22 protein-coding genes are annotated in these 21,404 nt (G+C 62.5%); 21 read left to right on the top strand and 1 reads right to left on the bottom strand.

Features of this window, described 5'->3' with window-relative positions; all coding sequences use genetic code 11:
- Window positions 1–27 precede the first annotated feature (27 nt).
- Complete coding sequence (locus AC3EMP_RS24910) at window positions 28–1,251, bottom strand: winged helix-turn-helix domain-containing protein (RefSeq protein ID WP_286438805.1); 1,224 nt, start codon at window positions 1,249–1,251, stop codon at window positions 28–30.
- Between the two features lie 327 nt (window positions 1,252–1,578).
- On the opposite strand from AC3EMP_RS24910, the gene AC3EMP_RS24905 reads away from it, so the two are divergent.
- The 21 genes from AC3EMP_RS24905 to AC3EMP_RS24805 all read left to right on the top strand — a co-directional run bounded on the left by AC3EMP_RS24905 (window position 1,579) and on the right by AC3EMP_RS24805 (window position 21,353).
- Window positions 1,579–1,944 (top strand): NADH-quinone oxidoreductase subunit A, encoded by a 366-nt coding sequence (locus AC3EMP_RS24905; protein ID WP_023670825.1) that lies wholly within the window; start codon window positions 1,579–1,581, stop codon window positions 1,942–1,944.
- Window positions 1,935–2,516 carry a NuoB/complex I 20 kDa subunit family protein gene (locus AC3EMP_RS24900; RefSeq protein WP_488494686.1) on the top strand — a complete coding sequence of 194 codons (582 nt, stop codon included), beginning with the start codon at window positions 1,935–1,937 and terminating at the stop codon, window positions 2,514–2,516. The genes AC3EMP_RS24905 and AC3EMP_RS24900 overlap by 10 nt, the downstream gene beginning before the upstream one ends.
- Before the next feature lie 4 nt (window positions 2,517–2,520).
- The gene (locus AC3EMP_RS24895) at window positions 2,521–3,123 is read left to right on the top strand and encodes an NADH-quinone oxidoreductase subunit C (protein ID WP_023685194.1); all 603 of its coding nucleotides are present in this window, start codon (window positions 2,521–2,523) and stop codon (window positions 3,121–3,123) included.
- Window positions 3,124–3,156: 33 nt separating this feature from the next.
- A complete protein-coding gene (locus tag AC3EMP_RS24890) occupies window positions 3,157–3,534 on the top strand; it encodes a four helix bundle protein (RefSeq protein WP_031193090.1) in 378 nt (125 codons plus the stop codon).
- 66 nt (window positions 3,535–3,600) lie between these two features.
- The gene (locus tag AC3EMP_RS24885) at window positions 3,601–4,791 is read left to right on the top strand and encodes an NADH-quinone oxidoreductase subunit D (RefSeq protein ID WP_023685196.1); all 1,191 of its coding nucleotides are present in this window, start codon (window positions 3,601–3,603) and stop codon (window positions 4,789–4,791) included.
- Window positions 4,791–5,303, top strand: a complete 513-nt coding sequence (locus AC3EMP_RS24880) for a DUF7674 family protein (RefSeq protein WP_352712313.1) — start codon at window positions 4,791–4,793, stop codon at window positions 5,301–5,303. Before AC3EMP_RS24885 ends, AC3EMP_RS24880 begins: the two co-directional genes overlap by 1 nt.
- Complete coding sequence (locus AC3EMP_RS24875; RefSeq protein WP_023670821.1) at window positions 5,304–6,635, top strand: NADH-quinone oxidoreductase subunit E; 1,332 nt, start codon at window positions 5,304–5,306, stop codon at window positions 6,633–6,635.
- A gap of 27 nt (window positions 6,636–6,662) precedes the next feature.
- On the top strand, window positions 6,663–6,839 hold the full coding sequence (locus tag AC3EMP_RS24870) for a hypothetical protein (protein WP_023733804.1): 177 nt from the start codon (window positions 6,663–6,665) through the stop codon (window positions 6,837–6,839).
- A 3-nt stretch (window positions 6,840–6,842) separates the two neighbouring features.
- Window positions 6,843–8,147, top strand: a complete 1,305-nt coding sequence (gene nuoF / locus AC3EMP_RS24865; protein WP_023670819.1) for an NADH-quinone oxidoreductase subunit NuoF — start codon at window positions 6,843–6,845, stop codon at window positions 8,145–8,147.
- Window positions 8,148–8,219: 72 nt separating this feature from the next.
- Entirely contained in the window at window positions 8,220–8,912 is a 693-nt protein-coding gene (locus AC3EMP_RS24860; protein ID WP_023690305.1) for an NADH-quinone oxidoreductase subunit E, read from the top strand.
- 11 nt (window positions 8,913–8,923) lie between these two features.
- Entirely contained in the window at window positions 8,924–9,205 is a 282-nt protein-coding gene (locus AC3EMP_RS24855) for a pentapeptide repeat-containing protein (protein WP_023690954.1), read from the top strand.
- Entirely contained in the window at window positions 9,205–11,286 is a 2,082-nt protein-coding gene (nuoG, locus tag AC3EMP_RS24850; protein ID WP_023735919.1) for an NADH-quinone oxidoreductase subunit NuoG, read from the top strand. Before AC3EMP_RS24855 ends, nuoG begins: the two co-directional genes overlap by 1 nt.
- Before the next feature lie 2 nt (window positions 11,287–11,288).
- Window positions 11,289–12,332: an NADH-quinone oxidoreductase subunit NuoH gene (gene nuoH, locus AC3EMP_RS24845; protein ID WP_023735918.1), complete on the top strand. Its 1,044-nt coding sequence runs from the start codon at window positions 11,289–11,291 to the stop codon at window positions 12,330–12,332.
- The gene (gene nuoI / locus AC3EMP_RS24840) at window positions 12,332–12,823 is read left to right on the top strand and encodes an NADH-quinone oxidoreductase subunit NuoI (protein WP_023685203.1); all 492 of its coding nucleotides are present in this window, start codon (window positions 12,332–12,334) and stop codon (window positions 12,821–12,823) included. The genes nuoH and nuoI overlap by 1 nt, the downstream gene beginning before the upstream one ends.
- 123 nt (window positions 12,824–12,946) lie before the next feature.
- On the top strand, window positions 12,947–13,567 hold the full coding sequence (locus AC3EMP_RS24835; RefSeq protein WP_023670812.1) for an NADH-quinone oxidoreductase subunit J: 621 nt from the start codon (window positions 12,947–12,949) through the stop codon (window positions 13,565–13,567).
- Window position 13,568: 1 nt separating this feature from the next.
- A complete protein-coding gene (gene nuoK / locus AC3EMP_RS24830; RefSeq protein WP_023670810.1) occupies window positions 13,569–13,877 on the top strand; it encodes an NADH-quinone oxidoreductase subunit NuoK in 309 nt (102 codons plus the stop codon).
- A 10-nt stretch (window positions 13,878–13,887) separates the two neighbouring features.
- Window positions 13,888–15,861, top strand: coding sequence for an NADH-quinone oxidoreductase subunit L (gene nuoL / locus AC3EMP_RS24825; protein ID WP_488494685.1), 1,974 nt, complete (start codon window positions 13,888–13,890; stop codon window positions 15,859–15,861).
- Window positions 15,861–17,366, top strand: coding sequence for an NADH-quinone oxidoreductase subunit M (locus tag AC3EMP_RS24820; protein WP_023670808.1), 1,506 nt, complete (start codon window positions 15,861–15,863; stop codon window positions 17,364–17,366). The genes nuoL and AC3EMP_RS24820 overlap by 1 nt, the downstream gene beginning before the upstream one ends.
- An 18-nt stretch (window positions 17,367–17,384) precedes the next feature.
- Window positions 17,385–18,821, top strand: coding sequence for an NADH-quinone oxidoreductase subunit NuoN (nuoN, locus tag AC3EMP_RS24815; protein ID WP_352595432.1), 1,437 nt, complete (start codon window positions 17,385–17,387; stop codon window positions 18,819–18,821).
- Between the two features lie 4 nt (window positions 18,822–18,825).
- Window positions 18,826–19,647: a biotin--[acetyl-CoA-carboxylase] ligase gene (locus AC3EMP_RS24810; RefSeq protein ID WP_023670806.1), complete on the top strand. Its 822-nt coding sequence runs from the start codon at window positions 18,826–18,828 to the stop codon at window positions 19,645–19,647.
- Window positions 19,648–19,679: 32 nt separating this feature from the next.
- The gene (locus tag AC3EMP_RS24805) at window positions 19,680–21,353 is read left to right on the top strand and encodes a ribonuclease J (protein WP_023690300.1); all 1,674 of its coding nucleotides are present in this window, start codon (window positions 19,680–19,682) and stop codon (window positions 21,351–21,353) included.
- Window positions 21,354–21,404 lie beyond the last annotated feature (51 nt).

The raw sequence follows: 21,404 nt of genomic DNA, 5'->3' as shown, positions 1-21,404 counted from the left end.
CACAACCTACGAGGCTTATTGAGGCGTCTATGACAGACGCTGCAAGGGTTGGCCATCTCTCTCGCTAGCCAATGCCGGCCCCAGATTGCCGGCCGGCGTCACTTCGATGCGCTCAAGGCCAAGCCAGCCCTGCATCTCCTTTAGTTCCTCGAAAAGCTGTGCGGTGGTCTCAGGCGGTGCGCCTGCTTCGGCATAGGCGGCGTGGACGCGTAAGACACTCGCAGGCCGGTCGGCCTTGAGGTCGACGCGGGCGACGATCTTGTCGCCGAGCAAGAAAGGCAGCACGTAATAGCCATATTGCCGCTTGTCGGCCGGGGTGTAGATCTCGATGCGGTAGCGGAAATCGAAGAGACGCTCGGTGCGCGCGCGCTCGAAGACCACCGGATCGAAGGGGGCCAGCAAGGCGCGGGCCTCGATCTTTCGCGGCAGGCGGGCGTCCCTATAGAGGTAAGCCGGCTTGTCCCAACCTTCGACGTTTACCGGCAGCAACTCGCCCATCTCGACCAGTTCCTCCAACCGGCCCTTCATGTCGGCCGGCGACAAGCGGAAATAATCGCGCAGGTCACCCGACGTCGCGATGCCGTGGGCGCGGGCAGAAATGCGCAGCAATTCGCGGTGCGCGTCCTCGGCGGCCGGCACCGGCAGATCGAGGATCGCCTGCGGCAGCACGCGCTCGGGCAGGTCATAGAAGCGTTCGAAGCCACGGCGGTGCGCCGTGGTGATGCGTCCGGCCCAGAAGAGCCATTCGAAGGCGTGCTTGGCGTGGCTCCAGCCCCACCAGCCGCCCGAACCTTTCTGGCCTTCCAGTGCCGAAGCGGCAATCGGGCCGCGCTCGGCGACCGCGCGGTAGATCTCTTCGATATAGGCGGCGTGCTCGCGGCCCCATTTGGCGAGGCCGAGATACATTTCGTCGCCTTGCTCGGCCCGCTGCATGCGCCAGCGCATCAGCGGGTAGGTCTCGACCGGCAGGAACGAGGCCTCATGCGCCCAGTATTCGAACACCGTGCGTTTGCGGGTGATGGCCGCATTGTCGAGCAAAGCCAGCGGGTAGGGGCCAAGCCGCGAATAGAGCGGCATATAGTGGGCGCGCACCACCGCGCTGACGGAATCGATCTGCAGCAAGCCGGTGCGCGACAGCACGCGGGCGAGGTGGCGGCGATCGGGCGTGCCGACCGGGCGGGGATCGAGAAATCCTTGCGCGGCGAGCGCGATGCGCCTGGCCGCGGGGAGTGAGATTTTGTCCTTCGTCAAAGTGTCTTGCCTCGAACCATTTTCCCGACTTTAGCCGGCGATTCCGGTCATGCTAGCAGGCAAATGGCGGGAGATGTGTCAGGAGACAAAAGTGGAGTGAAAGATGAAGGAAATCAAACAGGAGGAGATCGGACCAGTTTTTCCCGGCCTGCCGTCCAGCACTGTCTTTTGAACAAGGTTTGACTTGCTTCGCTGAAAGCCGTGCGCTAACCCTCGCCGCGTTGCAGCAAAGGCACCTAAAACGGTTCAGCGGTTAAACTGTCGCGCTTCCGCATTAGGGTTGGTTGCTGTAATCAAAGTGGATTGGCCGCCAACGGAAAGCCGAGCATGAACGTACTCCTCAGTTCATACCTGCCCATCGTCCTCTTCATCGCCGTGGCCGCAGTTGTAGGCCTGGCGCTTATCATCGCGCCGTTCCTGGTGGCTTATCGCAATCCCGATCCGGAGAAGCTTTCCGCCTACGAGTGCGGGTTCAACTCGTTCGACGATGCCCGGATGAAATTCGACATCCGCTTCTACCTGGTGTCGATCCTGTTCATCATCTTCGATCTGGAAGTGGCCTTCCTGTTTCCGTGGGCGGTGTCGTTCTCGAAGATCGGCATGCTCGGTTTCTGGTCGATGATGGTGTTTTTGGCGGTGCTGACCATCGGCTTTGCCTATGAGTGGAAAAAAGGAGCGCTGGAATGGGATTGAACGACAGTTCCGAAACGCTCGTCGCGCCGAAGCCCAAAGGCCTGATCGACCCCAATACCGGACGTCCGGTCGGTTCCGACGATCCGTTCTTCCTCGAGATCAACAATGAACTGGCCGACAAGGGTTTTCTGGTCACCTCGACCGAGGCGCTGATCACCTGGGCACGCAGCGGCTCGCTGATGTTCATGACCTTCGGTCTCGCCTGCTGTGCCGTCGAGATGATCCACACCTCGATGCCGCGCTATGATTTGGAGCGGTTTGGCGTGGCTCCTCGCGCGTCGCCGCGCCAGTCGGACATAATGATCGTGGCGGGAACGCTGACCAACAAGATGGCCCCCGCTTTGCGCAAGGTCTACGACCAGATGCCGGAGCCGCGCTACGTCATCTCGATGGGCTCCTGCGCCAATGGCGGCGGCTATTATCACTATTCCTATTCGGTGGTGCGCGGCTGCGACCGCATCGTGCCGGTCGACATCTATGTGCCCGGCTGCCCGCCGAGCGCCGAAGCGCTGCTCTACGGCATTCTTCTCCTGCAGAAGAAGATCCGCCGCACCGGCACGATCGAACGGTAGACCCATGGCCGCATCCCTGAGCGAACTGTCGACCTATCTCGGCGAAAAGCTGCCGGGCCGCGTCACCGATGCGGTGCTTGCCTATGGCGAACTGACGATCTCGGTTGCTACAGACAATCTGATCGAGGTGACAAGCTTCCTGCGTGACAATTCGGGCTGCCAGTTCATTTCGATCATCGATATCTGCGGCGCCGACTACCCGTCGCGCGTCAAGCGTTTCGATGTCGTCTATCATTTGCTTTCGCCGAAGCAGAATTTGCGCATCCGCATCAAGGTGCAGGCCGACGAAGAGACGCTGGTGCCGTCGCTCACCGCTGTCTATCCCGGCGCCGACTGGTATGAGCGCGAGGCCTACGATCTCTATGGCGTGCTGTTCTCCGGCCATCCGGACCTGCGCCGCATCCTCACGGACTACGGTTTCGAGGGCCATCCCCTGCGCAAGGACTTCCCGCTGACCGGTTTCGTCGAGGTGCGCTACGACGACGAAGCCAAGCGCGTGATCTACGAGCCGGTGGAATTGAAGCAGGAATTCAGGAACTTCGATTTTCTCTCGCCATGGGAAGGGACGGACTACGTCCTGCCGGGCGATGAGAAGGCGAAACAGTGAGTAGGAAGTAGTGAGTAGTCAGTAGCAAAAGATTTGGAGCAACGGATCGAATCTTATCGCGACTTGAAGGTGTGGCAATCGGCGATGACGCTTGCTGAGGATTGCTACCGTTTCACCAAAGAGTTTCCGAGGGATGAGATTTACGGCATGACCTCTCAGATGCGCCGATCGGCGGTTTCGGTCGCAGCGAACGTCGCGGAGGGATACGGTCGGGAGAACAGAGGGTCGTTCGTTCAATTTTTGCGCATGGCGCAAGGCTCGTTGAAGGAACTGGAGACACACATACTGCTGGCATGTCGGGTTGGCCTGCTGCGAAAAGACAATGAGATTGAGCTGCTGCTGCGATGCGAAGAGATTGGAAAAATGATGAGATCTCTTATCCGAACGGTGCAGGCCAAGCAGGCGGAATGAAGCAGGCATTGAGATTGATGATCACTACTCACTACTCACTACTGACTCTTCGCCAGAGGCGCCAGAATGGCTGAAACCTCCGTCCGCAACTTTAACATCAACTTCGGACCGCAGCACCCTGCGGCGCACGGTGTTTTGCGTCTTGTGCTGGAGCTTGACGGCGAGGTGGTCGACCGCGTCGATCCGCATATCGGCTTGCTGCATCGCGGCACCGAAAAGCTGATCGAGCACAAAACCTATCTGCAGGCAGTGCCCTATCTCGACCGGCTCGACTATTGCGCACCGATGAACCAGGAGCATGCCTTCGCGCTCGCCACCGAGCGGTTGCTCGGCATCGAAGTGCCGAAGCGCGGCCAGTTGATCCGCGTGCTCTATTCCGAGCTCAGCCGCATCATGTCGCACATCCTCAATGTGACGACGCAGGCGCTGGATATCGGCGCGCTGACGCCGCCGCTGTGGGGTTTCGTCGAACGCGAAAAGCTGATGGTGTTTTATGAGCGCGCTTCCGGTTCGCGCATGCATGCGGCCTATTTCCGTCCCGGCGGCGTGCACCAGGATCTGCCGGCGAAGCTGGTCGAGGACATCGGCAAGTGGATCGACCCGTTCCTGAAGTCGCTTGACGACCTCGACAGGCTGCTTACCGGCAACCGCATCTTCAAGCAACGCAATGTCGATATCGGTATCGTGTCGCTTGCCGACGCCTGGGCCTGGGGCTTTTCCGGCGTCATGGTGCGCGGCTCGGGTGCGGCCTGGGATTTGCGCAAGTCGCAGCCTTATGAATGCTATTCCGAGATGGATTTCGACATCCCGATCGGCAAGAACGGCGACTGCTACGACCGTTATCTCGTGCGCATGGAAGAGATGCGCCAGTCGGCGAAAATCATGCGCCAGTGCGTCGACCTTCTGCTCGGCAAGGAGAGCACCGGGCCGGTGTCGAACCTCGACGGCAAGGTGGTGCCGCCGAAGCGCCAGGCGATGAAGCGCTCGATGGAAGCGCTGATCCATCATTTCAAGCTCTACACCGAGGGCTATCGCGTGCCGGCCGGCGAGGTCTATGCTGCCGTCGAGGCGCCGAAGGGCGAGTTCGGTGTCTATCTCGTCTCCGACGGCACCAACAAGCCCTATCGCTGCAAGCTGCGCGCGCCCGGCTTCGCGCATCTGCAAGCCATGGATTTCCTCTGCCGCGGCCACATGCTGGCCGACGTCACTGCCGTCCTGGGTTCCCTCGATATCGTCTTCGGGGAGGTTGATCGGTGATGGCGGCAGCCAATCCTACAGTGCGCTCTCAGGTCGGTGTTCGAGGGAATGCCGACGCTGCCCTACCGCGGTGGCGCGAATTGGCAAAAGCCATGCTGCCGGTCGAGTTCGCAGAGGCTTCTTACAACTCGACTCAGCACTGTTCGATCTATGACTTCTTTTTTACCCTGCTACCCAAGACGCGCCTTGCCCACCGCGACAATGACGTCGACAAGCTGGGTAGAATGCACGGGTTCGCCCAATGGGCTGCCGTTCACCCGAACAAACAGATTTGGAATGCGGCTGGTGTCGCTTTTTACGAGCACTTGTTCGACGATGACATCGACGCTGATGCGGTCATGCCATGGATCTCGCCTCAAGTAAGGCAAACTGTTCTGGGGCTGTGGCAATACATGTTGCCCGCAGAGCGATTTGCGAGTGTTGCTCGATCTGCCGAACGCATTCCGTTTTCTCATCAGAAAGAATGTGAAACCGCAATAGCTCTCGTAGCAGAGCAGGGGCCCGATCGCTAAATGTCAGTCCGCCGTCTCGCAGAAGCAAGCGTCCAGCCAGCCTCCTTCGCCTTCAACCGGGCGAATGCGGCGGTTGCGAAGCAATGGATCAAGAAATATCCGAAGGGCCGCGAGCAGTCGGCGATCATTCCCTTGCTGATGATTGCGCAGGAGCAGGAAGGCTGGGTCACCAAGGCGGCGATCGAGACGATTTCGGACATGCTCGGCATGCCGCGCATTCGCGGCCTCGAAGTCGCGACCTTCTACACGCAGTACCAGCTCAATCCGGTCGGCACGCGCGCACATATCCAGGTCTGCGGCACCACGCCCTGCATGCTGCGCGGCTCGGAAGCGCTGATGGATGTGTGCCGCTCGAAAATCCATCACGACCAATTCCACACCAACGACAAGGGCACACTGTCGTGGGAGGAAGTCGAATGCCTCGGCGCCTGCGTCAACGCGCCGATGGTGATGGTCTTCAAGGATACGTTCGAGGATCTCACCCCCGAGCGGCTGGCCGAAATCATCGATCTTTACGATGCGGGCAAGGGCGCCTCGGTTCCCACGGGACCGCAAAACGGCAGAACCGGCTCGGAGCCGGCGCCTGGCCTGACGACGCTGAAGAGCGAAAAGGCGATCCTCAAAGCAACGCGGGACAAGGAAGCCAGGGCGGCGAGCAAGGCTGCCCACGCGGCGCCCGACGCAATCATTGCGGCGCCTGTTCCGGCTCCTGCCGCTCCTGCAGCGGCCGCCCCGGTCGCGCCATCCAACGCCGGCAAACCGAAAACCGATGCGCCGGAAACCAGCTCGGCGTTGAAGTCGCCCTCCAGGGCCAAGGTTGCACCGGCGGCGGAAAAAGCGGCGAGCGTCCCGGCGCCCCTGCATTCGGCCGCCAACGCCAACACCGCGGCGCCTGAAGTCGAGAAGGTCGCCAAGCAGCGTAATGGCCCGAAGACCACCTCCACGCCGGCAGCTGCCTTCATCGCTCCGGAATTCAAGGCGCCAGCGGCCAACGCCCCGGTGGCCCCGACCGTCAAGGCGCCGACAGCCAGACCCGCAAAGCCGTCGCTCGAGGACAAGAACCGTCCGGCCGGAATCGACAGGCCGGCTGCGGTCGACGATCTCAAGCTGATCTCGGGCATTGGCCCGAAGATCGAGGGCATCCTTCATTCGCTTGGCATCTTCACCTTCACACAGGTCGCATCCTGGAATAAGGCCGAGCGCGACTGGGTGGATGGATATCTCGCTTTCCAGGGCCGCATCGAGCGCGACGACTGGGGCAAGCAGGCCAAGGCGCTCGCCAAGGGCGGCGTCGCCGAATACATCCGCGTCTTCGGCAAGGAGCCACGTTGATGGCTGAAGCGCAAAAGCACCGGATCTTTGCTGTCGCTGCGCAGCATTGTCATCGGCGTTGTCTGCATCGCTGCTGCCAACATCCTTCTGGAGGGGCTTCGGCGCCTCGTCGAATTGCCGTTTTCGGATACCCTGGAATCGATGGCCGCGACCGGCATAGGCGTGCTGGTGTGGGTCTCGATCGTCTTGCGGGGAAAGAGGTAAGTCATGCTGGCTGACAAAGACCGCATCTTCAACAACATCTACGGGCTCTTCGACAAGTCACTGGCCGGCGCGATGGCGCGCGGCGCCTGGGACAACACGCCCGGCATCATCGCCAAGGGGCGAGAGTGGATCGTCAATGAGATGAAGGCGTCCGGCCTGCGCGGCCGTGGCGGCGCCGGCTTCCCGACCGGGCTGAAATGGTCGTTCATGCCCAAGCAGAGCGATGGAAGGCCGAGTTATCTCGTTGTCAACGCCGACGAGTCCGAGCCCGGCACGTGCAAGGACCGCGATATCCTGCGCAACGATCCGCACACCCTGGTCGAGGGCTCGTTCATCGCCGGCTTCGCCATGGGCGCGGTCGCCGCCTACATCTATGTGCGCGGCGAGTTCATCCGTGAGCGCGAGGCGCTGCAGCGCGCCATCGACGAGGCCTACGAGGCCAGGCTGATCGGCAAGAACAACACGTCCGGATACGATTTCGACATCTACATGCATCACGGCGCCGGCGCCTATATATGTGGCGAGGAAACAGCACTTCTCGAAAGCCTCGAAGGCAAGAAGGGCCAGCCCCGGCTGAAGCCGCCATTCCCAGCCAATGTCGGCTTGTACGGTTGTCCGACTACCGTGAACAATGTCGAGTCAATCGCGGTCGCGCCGACCATTTTGCGCCGTGGCGCCGCCTGGTTCTCGTCCTTTGGCCGGCCCAACAATGTCGGCACCAAGCTGTTTTGCATCTCGGGTCACGTCAACAATCCGTGCACCGTCGAAGAGGCGATGTCGATCCCGTTCCGCGAGCTGATCGAAACCCATTGCGGCGGCATTCGCGGCGGCTGGGACAATCTCCTGGCGGTCATTCCGGGCGGCGCTTCGGTGCCGCTGGTGCCGGCCGAGCAGATCATCGATGCGCCGATGGATTTCGATGCTTTGCGCGACCTGAAATCCGGCCTTGGCACGGCGGCTGTCATCGTCATGGACAAATCGACCGATATCGTGAAGGCGATCGCCAGGCTTTCCTATTTCTACAAGCATGAGAGCTGCGGCCAGTGCACGCCATGCCGCGAAGGCACCGGCTGGATGTGGCGGGTGATGGAGCGGCTGGTGCGCGGCGAGGCGCAGAAGCGCGAGATCGACATGCTGCTCGACGTCACCAAACAGGTGGAGGGTCATACGATCTGCGCGCTGGGCGATGCCGCGGCATGGCCGATCCAGGGCCTGATGCGGCATTTCCGCGGCGAGGTGGAGCGGCGCATCGACGAGTTTTCGCGCAACGCGCACCGGGCCGAACCGGTGATGGTGGCTGCTGAGTAGATTGAAATCGGGCGCAAGCCCCGGACGGAAATATAGGGGCGGGGCTGACGAAGAAACGACCAGGAGATGTCTATGGCGCCCTATTCGAACCCTTTGATGCCCAATTTGGACCAGCTTGAGAAGATGAACCAGGATTTGACAAGGATGATGCCGAAGGAGATGGCCAGCGCCGTCAACCTTCTCGCGCATCCTGTCGCGGGTGCCGCCGCCATGTCGGCGCTGGGCTTCGGCCTTGCCAACCATGCCTTTGGCGTGTGGCTAGGCGCCTTGTCGGGTGCTGCCGAGGCATCGCAGCGGATTTTCCAGCCGATCATCGACGATTTCGAGCAGCGCACCCAAGAGTTCTCCGAGACCGCGCCGGCCACCAAGGCGCGCGCGGCGACCAGAACCCTGATCGCCGAGGCGCAGAGTTTTGCCCAGGATGTGACCGATATTGCCGCTCGCACCGTCGATGCCGAGCCGGAGAAGACCGATGCCGTCGCCGAAGGCGCGACGATCGGATTGATGCCGGAGGATTTCAGACAGCCCAAGGCCGTGGCTCGTCCGGCCAAGCCGTCGGATCTCAAGGCGATCACCGGCGTTGGACCGAAGCTGGAAAAAGTGCTGAACGGCCTCGGCATCTGGACCTTTGCCCAGATCGCGGCGTGGACGCCGGAAGAGATCGCCTGGGTCGAGGACTACCTGTCGCTCACCGGCCGAATCGGCCGCGACGAGTGGACCCGCCAGGCCGCGGCGCTGACGCTGGCCGCCAAGGCGAAGAAGTAGGGGTGGCAGGCATGGAGATCCACGACAGGAGCGATGTTCTCGATGTGCGCAATGCCATCGTCAGCAACTCCAGATTTGACGATGTGAACTTGTCGAACACGCAGTTTCACAACGTCGACCTGTCGGCGGCCGTTGTGGACGACGCGAACCTCTCGGACGCGTTTTTCAGCAATGTGAATATGAGCAATTTGAAGATAGAAAACGCTGAAGTCGCCGGCATGATGATCAATGGCATCAGGCTGAGCGATCTGTTTCAGGCATATGAGACGGCGCAGACCGCCGGGGGCAATTGATGGCAAAGCTCAAGGTCGACGGGAAAGAGATCACTGTACCCGACCACTACACGCTGCTGCAGGCGGCCGAGGACGCCGGCGCGGAAGTGCCGCGCTTCTGCTTCCATGAGCGGCTGTCGATCGCCGGCAATTGCCGCATGTGCCTGATCGAGGTGAAGGGCGGGCCGCCGAAGCCGCAGGCCTCCTGCGCCATGAATGTGCGCGACCTGCGTCCGGGTCCGAATGGCGAGGCGCCTGAAATCTTCACCAACACGCCGATGGTCAAGAAGGCCCGCGAAGGCGTGATGGAATTCCTTTTGATCAACCATCCGCTGGATTGCCCGATCTGCGACCAGGGCGGCGAATGCGACCTGCAGGACCAGGCGATGGCCTTCGGCGTCGATTCCTCGCGCTATCACGAGAACAAGCGCGCGGTCGAAGACAAGTATATCGGCCCACTGGTCAAGACGGTTATGAACCGCTGCATCCACTGCACGCGCTGCGTTCGCTTCACCACGGAAGTTGCGGGCATTTCCGAGCTTGGCCTGATCGGCCGCGGCGAGGATGCCGAGATCACCACCTATCTCGAAAGCGCCATGACCTCGGAGCTGCAGGGCAATGTCATCGACCTCTGCCCGGTCGGCGCGCTGACGTCGAAGCCGTTCGCCTTCCAGGCGCGGCCGTGGGAGCTGACCAAGACAGAATCCATCGACGTCATGGACGCCGTCGGCTCGGCAATCCGCGTCGACAGCCGTGGCCGCGAGGTGATGCGCATCCTGCCGCGCGTCAATGAAGCGGTGAACGAGGAGTGGATTTCCGACAAGACCCGCTTCATCTGGGACGGATTGCGCACGCAGCGCCTCGACCGCCCCTATGTCCGCAAGGACGGAAAGCTGGCGCCGGCCAGCTGGGCCGAAGCGTTCGTTGCGATCAGGGATGCGGTGTCGAATGCGGCGCCCGAGAAAATCGGCGCGATTGCGGGCGATCTTGCCGCCGTCGAGGAAATCTACGCGCTTAAGCAGCTTATGGCTGCGTTGGGCTCGAAGAACACCGATTGCCGCCAGGACGGCGCCGCACTCGATCCCGCGCTCGGCCGCGCCAGCTACATCTTCAACCCCACCATCGAGGGCATCGAGCAGGCCGACGCGGTGCTGATCATCGGCGGCAATCCGCGCTTCGAGGCCTCGGTGCTCAATGCCCGCATCCGCAAGCGCTGGCGGATCGGCAATCTGCCGGTCGGCGTCATCGGCGAGGTCGGCGACACGCGTTACGACTATGAACAGCTCGGCGCCGGTCCGGAGTCGCTGAAAGACTTGGCCGATGGCAACGGCAAGTTCTTCCAGGTGCTGAAGAAGGCGACGCATCCGCTGATCATCGTCGGCCAGGGCGCACTATCGCGTGCCGACGGCGCGGCGGTGCTCGGCCAAGCGGCGAAACTCGCCACGGCCGTGAACGCTGCCCGCGCCGACTGGAACGGCTTTGCCGTGCTGCACACTGCGGCCGCGCGCGTCGGCGGTCTCGATGTCGGCTTCGTGCCTGGCAAGGGCGGCAAGAACGTTGCCGGCATGCTGGGGGAGAGCGAGGTTCTGTTCCTGCTCGGCGCCGACGAGATCGACATGTCCAAGACCGGCGGCGCCTTCGTTGTCTATGTCGGAACGCATGGCGACGCCGGTGCGCACCGCGCCAATGTCATCCTGCCGGGAGCCGCCTACACCGAAAAGTCCGGCACCTATGTCAACACCGAGGGACGCGTGCAGCAGACCAACCGCGCCGGCTTCGCGCCGGGCGATGCGCGCGAGGACTGGGCGATCCTGAGGGCATTGTCCGATGTGCTGGGCAAGAAACTACCCTTCGATTCGCTGCAGCAGTTGCGCGCCAAACTCTATGGCGAATACCCGCATCTCGCCCGCATCGATCATGTTGTCTCAGGCAACCCCGACGACATCGCCAGGGTGGCGAAGCTCGGCGGGCGGCTGAACAAGGGCACTTTCACCTCGCCGGTCACGGATTTCTATCTGACGAACCCGATCGCGCGGGCCTCCGCCGTCATGGCGGAATGCTCGGCGCTGGCGAAAAACGGCTTCAGGCAGGCGGCAGAGTAGACATGGACACTTTCTTCTCCTTCTATGTGGTGCCGACGCTGATCATCCTTTTAAAGTCGGTCGTGCTGATCGTCGTTTTGCTGATCGGGGTTGCCTACCTGCTTTACGCCGACCGCAAGATCTGGGCGGCGGTGCAATTGCGCCGCGGCCCGAACGTCGTCGGCCCGTGGGGCACGCTGCAGGCTTTCGCCGATCTGCTGAAATTCGTCTTCAAGGAACCGGTCATTCCGTCCGGCGCCAACAAGGGCGTGTTCCTGCTGGCGCCGCTGGTGTCGGCCGTGCTGGCAATCTCGGCCTGGGCGGTCATTCCCGTCAATGCGGGCTGGGGGATCGCCAACGTCAATGTCGGCATCCTCTACGTCTTCGCCATCTCCTCGCTCGAGGTCTACGGCGTGATCATGGGCGGCTGGGCGTCCAACTCGAAATACCCGTTCCTCGGCGCGCTGCGCTCGGCGGCGCAGATGGTGTCCTACGAAGTCTCGATCGGCTTCGTCATCGTCACCGTGCTGCTCTGCGTCGGCTCGCTCAACCTGTCGGACATCGTGCTGTCGCAGCAGGATGGGCTGGGCACCAAGCTTGGCCTGCCCAACAGCTTCCTCGACTGGCACTGGCTGGCGCTGTTCCCGATGTTCGTCATTTTCTTCATCTCGGCGCTGGCCGAGACCAACCGCCCGCCCTTCGACCTGGTGGAAGCCGAGTCGGAACTCGTCGCCGGCCATATGGTCGAATACTCCTCGACGCCGTTCCTGTTGTTCTTCCTCGGCGAATATGTCGCCGTGGTGATGATGTGCGCGCTGGCCACCATCCTGTTCCTCGGCGGCTGGCTGCCGCCCTTCGACTTCGCCCCCTTCACCTGGGTGCCCGGCGTGATCTGGTTCGTGCTCAAGATCTGCCTGATGTTCTTCATGTTCTCCATGGTGAAGGCCTTCGTGCCGCGCTACCGATACGACCAGCTGATGCGGCTGGGCTGGAAAGTGTTCCTGCCGATCTCCCTGTTCATGGTCGTTGCCACCGCGGCCTTCCTCAAAATCACGGGGTTTGCGTGATGTCCGCTTTTGGCCAGGCCGCAAAATCGCTGCTGCTGCAGGATTTCGTCAGCGCCTTCTTCCTGTCGATGCGCCAGTTCTTCGCGCCGAAGGAAACGATCAACTATCCGCACGAGAAAGGGCCGACCAGCCCGCGCTTCCGTGGCGAGCATGCGCTGCGCCGCTATCCCAATGGCGAGGAACGCTGCATCGCCTGCAAATTGTGCGAAGCGATCTGTCCGGCGCAGGCGATCACCATCGAGGCCGGCCCGCGCCGCAATGACGGCACTCGCCGCACCGTGCGCTACGACATCGACATGGTGAAGTGCATCTATTGCGGCTTCTGCCAGGAAGCCTGCCCGGTCGACGCCATCGTCGAGGGGCCGAATTTCGAGTTCGCGACGGAGACGCGCGAAGAGCTTTACTACGACAAGGACAGGCTGCTGGCGAATGGCGACCGCTGGGAGCGCGAACTGGCGCGCAACATCTCGCTGGACTCGCCCTACCGCTGACATTTGACGCATGGACGGGGCGAGGGGCCTCGTCTAAGGACAACGCAACTTGCCGGCCGGAGGCGGTCGCAGAAATCAAACAGGACGGATGTCCTGTTTGGACAGGAACCCGGGGGATCCCCAATGCTGAGTGGACTAGAGGCGGCCTTTTTCTACCTCTTCGCCTTTGTCGCGGTGGCGTCGGCCTTCATGGTCATTTCGTCGCGCAACCCCGTGCATTCCGTGCTGTTCCTGATCCTGACCTTCTTCAACGCCGCCGGCCTGTTCATGCTGACCGGCGCCGAGTTCCTGGCGATGATCCTGCTTGTCGTCTATGTCGGCGCGGTCATGGTGCTGTTCCTGTTCGTCGTCATGATGCTCGATGTCGACTTCGCCGAGATGAAGGAAGGCGCCCTGCAATATGCGCCGATCGGCGCGCTGGTCGGGCTGATCCTGGCGGCCGAGCTGATCGTGGTGCTCGGCGGCTACACCTTCGCGCCGCAACTGGCCTCGACGGTCTCCAAACCCATCCCGGATCTTGCCGCGCGCACAAACACCGCAGCACTCGGCGACATCCTCTATACCGACTACCTCTACTACTTCCAGATTTCGGGCCTCATCCTGCTGGTCGCCATGATCGGCGCCATCGTCCTGACGCTGCGCCACAAGGAAGGGATCAAGCGGCAGTCGATCGCAGCCCAGGTCGGCCGCACGCCGGCGACAGGCATGGAAATCCGCAAGGTCAAGTCGGGCGAGGGGCTCTGAGATGGTCGTCGGCATCGCACATTACCTGACCGTATCGGCGATCCTGTTCACGCTGGGCGTGTTCGGCATCTTCCTGAACCGCAGGAACATCATCGTCATCCTGATGTCGATCGAGCTGATCCTTTTGGCGGTCAACATCAATTTCGTTGCCTTCTCGGCGGCATTGGGCGATCTCGTCGGCCAGGTGTTTGCCCTGTTCGTGCTGACGGTCGCCGCCGCCGAAGCGGCCATCGGTCTTGCCATTCTCGTCGTCTTCTTCCGCAACCGCGGCTCGATCGCGGTCGAAGACGTGAACCAGATGAAGGGTTGACGGGGCTAACATGTATCAAGCGATCGTCTTCCTTCCGCTGCTCGGCTTCCTGATCGTCGGTCTGTTCGGCAATTCGCTGGGCGCCAAGGCATCGGAATACATCACCTCGGGCTTCCTGGTGATCTCGGCCGTGCTGTCCTGGGTCGCCTTCTTCTCCGTCGGCTTCGGCGAGGGCGAGGTGTTCACCGTGCCGGTGCTGCGCTGGATCCAGTCGGGCGGGCTCGACGCGTCCTGGGCGCTCAGGATCGACACGCTGACGGTGGTCATGCTGGTGGTGGTCAACACGGTGTCGGCGCTGGTCCACATCTATTCGATCGGCTACATGCACCACGATCCGAACCGACCGCGCTTCTTCGCCTATCTGTCGCTGTTCACCTTCGCCATGCTGATGCTGGTGACGGCCGACAATCTGGTGCAGATGTTCTTCGGCTGGGAAGGCGTGGGTCTCGCCTCTTATTTGCTGATCGGCTTCTGGTACAAGAAGCCGTCGGCCAATGCCGCGGCCATCAAGGCCTTCGTCGTCAACCGCGTCGGCGATTTCGGTTTTGCGCTCGGCATTTTCGGCGTCTTCGTTTTGTTCGGCTCGGTCAATCTCGGCACCATCTTCGCCAATGCCGCGACGTTCATTCCGGCTGAAGGCGCCCCACAAGGCGCGGCCGTGCTGACCTTCCTCGGCTACGCGCTGGACAAGCAGGCAGCCATGACCATCGTCTGCCTGCTGCTGTTTATGGGCGCTATGGGCAAGTCGGCGCAGGTGCCGCTGCACACCTGGCTGCCGGACGCGATGGAGGGCCCGACCCCGGTCTCGGCACTGATCCATGCCGCCACCATGGTGACGGCCGGCGTGTTCATGCTGGCGCGGCTGTCGCCGCTGTTCGAACTGTCGCATTCGGCGCTGACCGTGGTGACCTTCATCGGCGCCTTCACCGCCTTCTTCGCGGCGACCGTCGGCCTGGTCCAGAACGACATCAAGCGCGTCATCGCCTATTCGACCTGCTCGCAACTCGGCTACATGTTCGTGGCGCTCGGCGTCGGCGCCTATGGCGCGGCGATTTTCCATCTGTTCACGCACGCCTTCTTCAAGGCGCTGCTGTTCCTGGGCTCGGGCTCGGTCATCCATGCCGTCTCCGACGAGCAGGACATGCGCAAGATGGGCGGCCTGCGGAAGCTCATTCCGAAGACCTACTGGATGATGGTGATCGGCACGCTGGCGCTGACCGGCGTCGGCATTCCGGTGACCGTCATCGGCACCGCCGGCTTCTTCTCCAAGGATGCCATCATCGAGGCTGCCTTTGCCGGCCACAATTCGGTCGCCGGCCTCGCTTTTGTCCTGCTGGTCATCGCCGCCTGCTTCACCTCCTTCTACTCCTGGCGGCTGATCTTCATGACCTTCCACGGCGAGCCGCGGGCGAGCCACGACGTCATGCACCATGTCCATGAATTGCCGCCGGTGATGCTGGTGCCGCTGTTCATCCTGGCCGCGGGCGCGCTGTTTGCCGGCGTTATCTTTCATGGCGCCTTCATCGGCGAAGGATATGCCGAATTCTGGAAGGCGTCGCTGTTCACGCTGCCGGACAACCACATCCTGCACGAGATCCACGAATTGCCGCTGTGGGTCGAGCTGGCACCGTTCGTCGCCATGGTCATCGGCTTTGCCGTCGCCTGGAAGTTCTACATCCGCTCGCCGGAACTGCCCCGGAGCGTCGCCGCCAACCATCGGCTGCTCTATGCCTTCCTGCTCAACAAATGGTACTTCGACGAGCTCTACGACGTCCTGTTCGTGCGGCCGGCAAAGGCGCTGGGCAGGTTCTTGTGGAAGACCGGCGACGGCACCATCATCGACGGGCTCGGCCCTGACGGCATTTCGGCGCGCGTCGTCGATGTCACCGACCGCGTCGTCAAGCTGCAGACCGGCTACCTCTATCACTATGCCTTCGCCATGCTGATCGGCGTGGCCGCACTCGTCACCTGGATGATGCTCTGATGACCGCCTGGCCAATCCTCTCGCTGGTCACCTTCCTGCCGCTGGTCGGTGTGCTGCTGATCCTGTTCATCAGAGATGACAGCCCGAATGCGCGTCGCAACATCCGCGCCATCGCGTTCACGACGACGGCGGCCACCTTCATCATCTCGCTGTTCATCTGGACCGGCTTCGACAATTCGCAGGCCGGCTTCCAGTTCGTCGAGAAGTTTGCCTGGCTGGATTCCGGCATCTCCTACCATATGGGCGTCGACGGCATTTCGATGCTGTTTGTCATCCTGACGACGTTCCTGATGCCGCTCTGCATCCTGGCGTCGTGGGAAGCGATCGACAAGCGGGTCAAGGCCTACATGATCGCCTTCCTGCTCCTGGAAACGCTGATGATCGGCGTGTTCTGCGCGCTCGACATCGTGCTGTTCTACGTCTTCTTCGAGGCCGGCCTGATCCCGATGTTCATCATCATCGGCGTCTGGGGCGGCAAGCGCCGCGTCTATGCCTCGTTCAAGTTCTTCCTCTACACGCTGGCCGGCTCGGTGCTGATGCTGCTCGCCATCATGGCGATGTTCTTCCAGGCGGGCACCACCGACATCCCGACGCTGCTGACCCACAACTTCCCGGCCCACATGCAGACATGGCTATTTCTGGCCTTCTTCGCCTCCTTCGCGGTGAAGATGCCGATGTGGCCGGTGCACACCTGGCTGCCCGACGCCCACGTCGAAGCGCCGACGGCGGGCTCGGTGATCCTGGCCGGCATCCTGCTGAAAATGGGCGGGTACGGCTTCCTGCGCTTTTCCCTGCCGATGTTCCCGCTGGCCTCGGAAATGTTCGCGCCGCTGGTGTTTACGCTGTCGGTCGTCGCCATCATCTACACCTCGCTGGTGGCGCTGATGCAGGAGGACATGAAGAAGCTGATCGCCTATTCCTCCGTCGCCCATATGGGCTTCGTCACCATGGGCATCTTCGCCATGAACCAGGAAGGCGTGCAGGGCGCGATCTTCCAGATGCTGAGCCACGGCCTCGTCTCGGGCGCGCTGTTCCTGTGCGTCGGCGTCATTTACGACCGCATGCACACGCGCGAGATCGACGCCTATGGCGGCTTGGTCAACAACATGCCGAAATACGCCACGGTGTTCCTGATCTTCACCATGGCCAATGTCGGCTTGCCGGGCACGTCAGGTTTCGTTGGCGAGTTCCTGACCATGCTCGGCGTGTTCCGGGTCAACACCTGGGTGGCGTTCTTCGCCGCCACCGGCGTCATCCTGTCGGCCGCCTACGCACTCTGGCTCTACCGCCGGGTGATCTTCGGCGCGCTGACCAAGGAAAGCCTGAAGGGCCTGCTCGATCTGTCGACGCGCGAGAAGGCGATCATCTACCCGCTGGTCGTGCTGGTCATCTTCTTCGGCGTTTATCCCGCTCCCGTCTTCGATGCCACGGCCCAATCGGTCAAGGCGCTCGTCACCAATGTCACCGCATCCATCGGCGCCGCGCAAACCGCGGCGGCGAACTGACCAGAGGTTTTGCGAACCATGACGCCGGACCTTTACTCCAGCCTTTCGCTCTCGACGCCGGAGCTGATCCTCGCCATCGGCGCGCTGGCGCTGTTGATGGTCGGCGCCTATTCGCGCGCCAACACTGCCATTCTGGTGACCGGCCTTGCCGTCGCCGTGCTGGTGATCGCAGGCCTATGGCTGATCTTTCCCACGGGGCAGGGCGCAGCCTATGGCAACGCCTTCATCCAGGATCCGTTCTCCCGCTTCATGAAGGTGCTGTCGCTGATCGGTTCGGCGGTGACGCTGGTGATGTCGATGCGCTTCGCCAGGCAGGAGCATTTCGACAAGTTCGAATACCCGGTGCTGATCCTGTTGTGCACGCTCGGCATGATGCTGATGATCTCGGCCAACGGCATGATCGGGCTCTATCTCGGCCTCGAACTGCAGTCGCTGGCGATTTACGTGCTGGCGGCGATCAATCGCGACAATCTGCGTTCGACCGAGGCCGGTTTGAAGTATTTTGTGCTCGGCGCGCTGTCGTCGGGCATGCTGCTTTACGGAATCAGCCTCATTTACGGCTACACCGGCAATGTCGGCTTCCAGGAAATCGCCTCGGCGCTTGGCAGCGGTGAGCGCCAGCTCGGCCTCGTCGTCGGCCTGGTTTTCGTTTTGGCCGGTCTTGCCTTCAAGATTTCCGCGGTGCCGTTCCACATGTGGACGCCCGATGTCTACGAGGGCGCGCCGACGCCGGTCACCGCCTTCCTGGCGGCTGCCCCCAAAATGGCGGCAATGGCGCTGATCGTGCGCGTCACCATGGGCGCCTTCAAGCCGATCGATTCCGACTGGCAGCAGATCATCGTCTTCATCTCGATCGCCTCGATGGCGCTCGGCTCCTTCGCCGCGATCGGCCAAACCAACATCAAGCGGCTGATGGCGTACTCCTCGATCGGCCATATGGGCTACGCGCTGGTCGGCCTAGCCGCCAACAGCCAGGCCGGCGTGCGCGGCGTCGCCATCTACATGCTGATCTATCTCGTCATGACGCTCGGCACCTTCGCCTTCATCCTCGCCATGCGGCGCAAGGAAGGCAATGTCGAGCAGATCAGCGATCTCGCCGGTCTGTCGTCGACCAACCCGATCATGGCGACGATCCTGACCATCCTGATGTTCTCGCTGGCCGGCATCCCGCCGCTCGCCGGGTTCTGGGGGAAATGGTACGTGTTCCTCGCCGCCATCAACGCCAACCTCTATGCGCTGGCGATCATCGGCGTGCTGGCCTCCGTCGTGGGCGCTTTCTACTATCTGCGTATCATCAAGATCATGTGGTTCGACGAACCGGCCGGTGGCTTCGTGCCGATGGCGGTTGAGCTGCGCCTCGTGCTTGGTGTCTCCGGCGCTTTCGTGCTGTTCTATGTGTTGATCGGCGGTCCGATCGCGACCTACGCCGAAGCCGCCGCCAAGACATTTTTCTGACCGGATGGCATTTCGGCTGGCTCCGACCTCTGAGACGGAAGGGTTCCGGCTCGAGGCCCATGACAGCGTGGGTTCCACCAACACGCTTGCGCTGGACCATGCAAGGGCAGGCGATCCCGGCAAATTGTGGGTCGTTTCCAAGAAGCAGGAAAGCGGCCGTGGCCGCCGCGGCAGGGCCTGGGTATCGCCCGAGGGCAATCTGGCGGCGACATTGCTGGTCATCACCGGCGGTGAGTTGCGTCTGGCGGCGACGCTGGGCTTCGTCGCCGGCCTGTCGCTGGCCGATGCGCTTGACGCCGTGGTGCCGAAGGGCAGGATCGCCATCGGCCTCGACGGCGCCAGCCAGGGGCAGAACCGCTTCGAGCTGAAATGGCCGAACGATGTGCTGGCCTCCGGCGCCAAGCTGGCCGGCATCCTGCTGGAATCGGCCATTCTCGATGGCGGCCGTTTCGCGGTGGCGGTGGGCATCGGCGTCAATGTGGTGGCGCATCCGCCGGATTTGCCGTATCCGGCGACATCGCTTCAGGCGCTGGGCGCGACATGCGACGCCGAAACGCTGTTCTTGGCGCTGTCCGATGCCTGGACCGACAATGCCCGGCTGTGGGATGACGGACGCGGGCTCGACGCCATCCGGCGTCGCTGGCTGGCGCGCGCGGCGGGGCTTGGCGGCGAGGTTGCTGTCAGGATTGACGGGAATGTGGTGCGCGGTACCTTCGAGACCATTGACGCGGACTGCCGTTTCGTGATCCGCGATGATGAGGGGTCGGTCGTGACGGTAGCCGCCGGCGACGTGCATTTCGGCGCCGTCGCGTCGGCAAAGATTTAGAGCTGGTCGCAAGGGCCGGGAAGGGAAAATTGATGGCGAAAGCGCAAAACGCCGAACTCGTCTTCGTGCCGCTCGGCGGCGTCGGCGAGATCGGCATGAACTTCGCCCTTTACGGCTATGGGCCGCCTAGCGCGCGCGAGTGGATCGTCGTCGATGTCGGCGTGACCTTTCCCGACGCGGCGCATCCGGGCGTCGACCTGATCCTGCCCGATACGCGCTTCATCGAGGAGAACCTCGCCGGCCTGCGCGGCATCATCATCACCCACGCGCATGAAGACCATTACGGGGCGCTGCTCGACATCTGGCCAAAGCTGAAGGCGCCGGTGTGGATGACACCGTTCAGCGCCGGCTTGCTGGACGCCAAGCGCCAGGGCGAGCAGGGCGCGCCGAAGAAAATTCCGGTGACGATCTACCGGGCAGGCGAGACATTCACCGTCGGCCCGTTCTCGATCGAGGCCATTCCGGTGGCGCACTCCATCCCCGAGCCGATGTCGCTGGCGATCACCTCGCCGGCCGGCACCGTCATCCATACCGGCGACTGGAAGATCGATCCGGAACCGACGATCGGCCCCAAGACCGACGAGGCGCGGTTTCGCGCCTATGGCGACAAGGGCGTTCTGGCGCTGGTCTGCGATTCCACCAATGCGCTGCGCGAAGGCGAATCGCCGTCGGAAGTGGCGGTGGGCGAAGGCCTCAGGGGCGTCATCCAGAGCGCTGTCGGCCGTGTCGCCGTCACCACCTTCTCCTCCAATGTCGGACGCATCGTCTCCATCGCCAAGGCGGCGCGCGATGCCGGCCGCCAGTGCCTGGTGCTCGGCCGCTCGCTGAAGCGGGTCATCGATGTCGCCGGCGAACTCGGCTACATGGACGGGCTGCCGGAGTTCATCGCCGAAGAGGATTTCGGCTTCATCCCGCGCGAGAACCTGGTCATCATCTGCACCGGCAGCCAGGGCGAGGCGCTGGCAGCGCTGGCAAAACTGTCGCGCGACGAGATGAAATCGGTGTCGCTGACGGCCGGCGACACGGTGGTGTTTTCCTCACGCACCATTCCCGGCAACGAGAAGGCGATCCTCGAGATCAAGAACCGCCTCATCGACCTCGGCATCAAGATCATCGAGGATGGCGACGCGCTGGTGCATGTCTCCGGCCATCCCCGCCGCAGCGAATTGCGCAGGATGTATGAATGGGTGCGGCCGCAGATCGGCGTTCCCGTGCACGGCGAAGCCGCGCATCTGGTGGCGCAGGGGTCGCTGATGTCGACGTCGGGCATCGGCCAGGTGGCGCAAGTGCGCGACGGCGACATGCTGCGGCTGGCGCCGGGTCCGGCCACGATCATCGACCAGGTGCCGTTCGGCCGCATCTACAAGGACGGCAGGCTGATCGGCACCGACCAGGCGATGGGCATACGCGACCGGCGCAAGCTATCCTTTGCCGGCCATGTCGCGGTCAATGTCGTGCTCGACGACAAATATGAGCTCGCCGGCGATCCCGACCTGGTCGCCATCGGCGTCGCCGAGGCCGATGCCCGTGGCGAAAACATGGAAGATCTGATGCTCGACGCGGCCGTCGGCGCGGTCGACTCGATCCCTCGCCAGCGCCGCAAGGACCTCGACCTGGTGCAGGAAGCGGTGCGCCGCGCCGTGCGCGGCGCCGCCAACGAAGCCTGGGGCAAGAAGCCGCTGGTGACGGTGTTTGTGACGAGGTGAGGGAATAGGCAGTAGGCAGTAGGCAGTGGAGAAAAATGCAGATGTATCACT

This window comes from Mesorhizobium sp. P160219 (genome assembly GCF_057786095.1).
Note: the sequence above shows the minus strand (reverse complement) of the source record. Positions and strands in the feature narration are given on the sequence as shown.